The 2,936-nt window shown below is 72.0% G+C and carries 2 protein-coding genes; one reads left to right on the top strand and one right to left on the bottom strand.

Annotated features, from left to right (window positions below):
• Positions 1 to 159 precede the first annotated feature (159 nt).
• On the bottom strand, positions 160 to 756 hold the full coding sequence (gene recR, locus HUU94_RS07000) for a recombination mediator RecR (protein ID WP_174274381.1): 597 nt from the start codon (positions 754 to 756) through the stop codon (positions 160 to 162).
• A gap of 253 nt (positions 757 to 1,009) precedes the next feature.
• On the opposite strand from recR, the gene HUU94_RS06995 reads away from it, so the two are divergent.
• Positions 1,010 to 2,926: a peptidylprolyl isomerase gene (locus tag HUU94_RS06995; protein ID WP_174274380.1), complete on the top strand. Its 1,917-nt coding sequence runs from the start codon at positions 1,010 to 1,012 to the stop codon at positions 2,924 to 2,926.
• Positions 2,927 to 2,936 lie beyond the last annotated feature (10 nt).

Raw genomic sequence — 2,936 nt, 5'->3', positions numbered from 1 at the left:
CCCCCGCCGCGATGCCGAGCGCGGCGCGCAGGCCCAGCGCTCGCCGCCCCGCCAGCGCGAGCTGCGTCGCGAGGAAGAAATTGGGTCCGGGGCTCGCCACCGCGAGCAGATAGACCGCGCCGATCGTCGCGAGCACGCCGATCTCATGCCCGATTCCGTTCATGCCACCGGCCGCCTCGCCCGGAGCGCCTGCGCCAGCGTCCCCTCGTCGAGATAATCGAGCTCGCCGCCGACGGGCAGGCCATGCGCGAGCTGCGTGACGCGCACCGGGAAGCGCTCGATCCGCTCGGCGAGATAATGGGCGGTGGTCTGCCCCTCGAGCGTCGCGTTCATCGCCAGCACCACCTCGTCGATCCCGCCCCGCCCGATCCGTCCGACCAGCATGTCGACGCTGAGATCCTCGGGCCGCACCCCCTCCAGCGCCGAAAGCCGGCCGCCGAGGACATGGAAGCGCCCCGGAAACAGCCGCGTGCGATCGAGCGCCCACAGGTCCGCCACCTCCTCGACCACGCACAGCATCCGCGCGTCGCGGCGCGGATCGGCGCAGATCGAACAGGGATCGCTGGTATCGACATTGCCGCAGACCGCGCAGGTCGCAAGCTTGTCGGCGACCGCCTCCAGCGCGCGCAGCAGCGGCGCCATCGCCGCCTCGCGCCGCTTGAGCAGATGCAGCACCGCCCGCCGCGCCGATCGCGGCCCCAGCCCCGGCAGACGGGCAAGCGCCTGCGTCAGCGCGTCGATTTCGGGGGAGGCCATTTAGGCGAGATAGTGCGCTCAGCTTGTTTCGTCATGCACGACCTGCTTTCCCCCTGGAAGTCCATCCTCCGTCCATCCAGCGAAAGCTGGGATCTCACGAAATAAGCGCACGGCTTGCGGCACGAGACCCCAGCTTTCGCTGGGGTGACGAGGGGAGGAGTGGGGCGGGAGGGGTAGCGCGGGCCGCCGGCGCCAGCTTGGCAGGCCGGGTGGCGCGGCCTATGGGCGGCGGGGTCCTGTTCTGGAAGATTTGATGCTTGGATTCTTTCGCCGCGCGCTCGGCTCGTGGATCGTCATCGCGCTGCTGGCGATCCTCGTCGTCGCCTTCATCGTCACGGGCGTCAATTCGCCGTTCGGCGGCGGCGGCACCGGCGATCCCGATGTCGTCGCGAGCGTCGGCGGCGAGCCGATCCGCGCCACCGAACTTCAGCGCAGCGCGCAGAGCGAGCTCGCGCGCGTCCGCCAGCAGCAGCCCGCGATCGATATGGCGGCGCTGCTCCGCCAGACCGGCGGGCTCGATCCGCTCGTCGATCGCGTGATCGGCAGCCGCGCGATCGAGGTCTGGGGCCGGAAGAACGGCATCGCCGTCAGCGATCGCCTGATCGATGCGCAGATCGCCGCCATCCCCGCCTTCCTCAACGCCGCGGGCAAGTTCGACGAGAAGCAGATGCAGGCTTTGCTCGCGCAGCAGCATCTCACGCTCGCCAGCCTGCGCGAGGGGCTGCGCGGCGATCTGCTGCGCCGCCAGTTGCTCGTGCCGATGGCGGCGGGCACGACGATGCCGATCGGCATCGCGCGCACCTATGCGGGGCTGTTCGTCGCGCGGCGGATCGGCGAGGTCGGCTTCGTGCCCTTGAAGCCGGTGCCCGCGCCCTCGGACGCCGATATCCAGGCGTGGTACAAGGCGCATCTGCCCGCTTATACCCTGCCCGAGCGTCGCGTGATCCGCTACGCGCCCGTCGGTCCGGACAGCATCGCCACGCCCGCGCCGACCGACGCCGAGATCGCCGCGCAATATCGCGCCGATGCCGCCAAATATGCCGCGACCGAGACGCGCACCTTGTCCCAGGTGGTGCTGCCCGACGAGGCCGCCGCCAAAGTGTTCGCCGCCAAGCTCGCCGCCGGCACGCCCTTCGCCAAGGCCGCCGCCGACGCGGGCTTCGCCGCCGCCGATACCGCGCTCGGCACGCTCACCAAGGCGGCCTTCGCCGGCTCCAGCACCGCCGCCATCGCCGATGCCGCCTTCGCCGTCGGCAAGGGGGGCGATACCGCGCCGCTGAAATCCACGCTCGGCTGGCACGTCGTCCACGTCGATGCGATCGTCGCCACGCCCGCGCGATCGCTCGACGCCGTGAAGGGCGAGATCGCGGCCGCGCTGACCGAGACCAGGAAGGCCGCCGCGCTCGCCGCGCTGGGCCGCAAGATCGAGGATGGGCTCAACGATGGCGCGACCTTCGACGATATCGTCAAGGCCAATCGGCTGACGATCGTCGCCACGCCGCCGATCCTCGGCAACGGCGCCGCGCCCGGCGTGCAGGGTTTCAAGCCCGATGCCGTGCTGACCGCCTTGCTCAAGCCCGCCTTCCTCGCGACGCCGGAGGATCCGCCGACGCTGGAGCCGATCGGCGCGGCGGGGGCGGCGCTGCTCACCGTCGGCAGCATCCTGCCCTCCGCGCCCGTGCCGTTCGATCGGGTGCGCGGCAACGTCGCCCGTGATCTCATGGTCGATCGCGCCGCCGGCGCCGCCCGGACGATCGCGCAGGGCCTGATCGACAAGGTCAAGGCCGGGACGCCGATGCCCGCGGCGCTCGCCGCCGCCGGGCTGGACGCGCCCAAGCCCGCCAACGCCAGCGAGCTCGACGTCAGCCGCCTCCAGCAGGTGCCGCCCGCGCTGCGCATCCTGTTCCGGCTTTCCCCCGGCGGCGTCGCGATGACGCCGGGTCCGGGCGGCTGGTATGTCGTCCGCCTCGCGCAGATCGCCCCCGGCGATCCCGCGATGATCGCGCCCGTCGCGACTCAGATGCGCAGCGCCTCCGCGCAGGGCATCGGCGATGAATATCTCCAGCAGTTCGCGCGTGCCGCGCGCGCCGTGGTGACGGTCAAGCGCAATCCCGCCGCGATCGCCGCGCTGGCGCGCCAGCTCTCGGGCCAGGCGCCCGCGGGCCAGTGAGCGAGGCCGC

Source organism: Sphingomonas bacterium, from assembly GCF_903644055.1.
Lineage (GTDB): Bacteria > Pseudomonadota > Alphaproteobacteria > Sphingomonadales > Sphingomonadaceae > Sphingomonas_I.
This window is presented reverse-complemented; position numbering and strand designations above follow the sequence as displayed.

Excerpts from the sequence above, each read along its gene's own strand:
- recR (WP_174274381.1), bottom strand. The coding sequence starts at position 756 with ATGGCCTCCCCCGAAATCGACGCGCTGACGCAGGCGCTTGCCCGTCTG.
- HUU94_RS06995 (WP_174274380.1), top strand. The coding sequence starts at position 1,010 with ATGCTTGGATTCTTTCGCCGCGCGCTCGGCTCGTGGATCGTCATCGCG.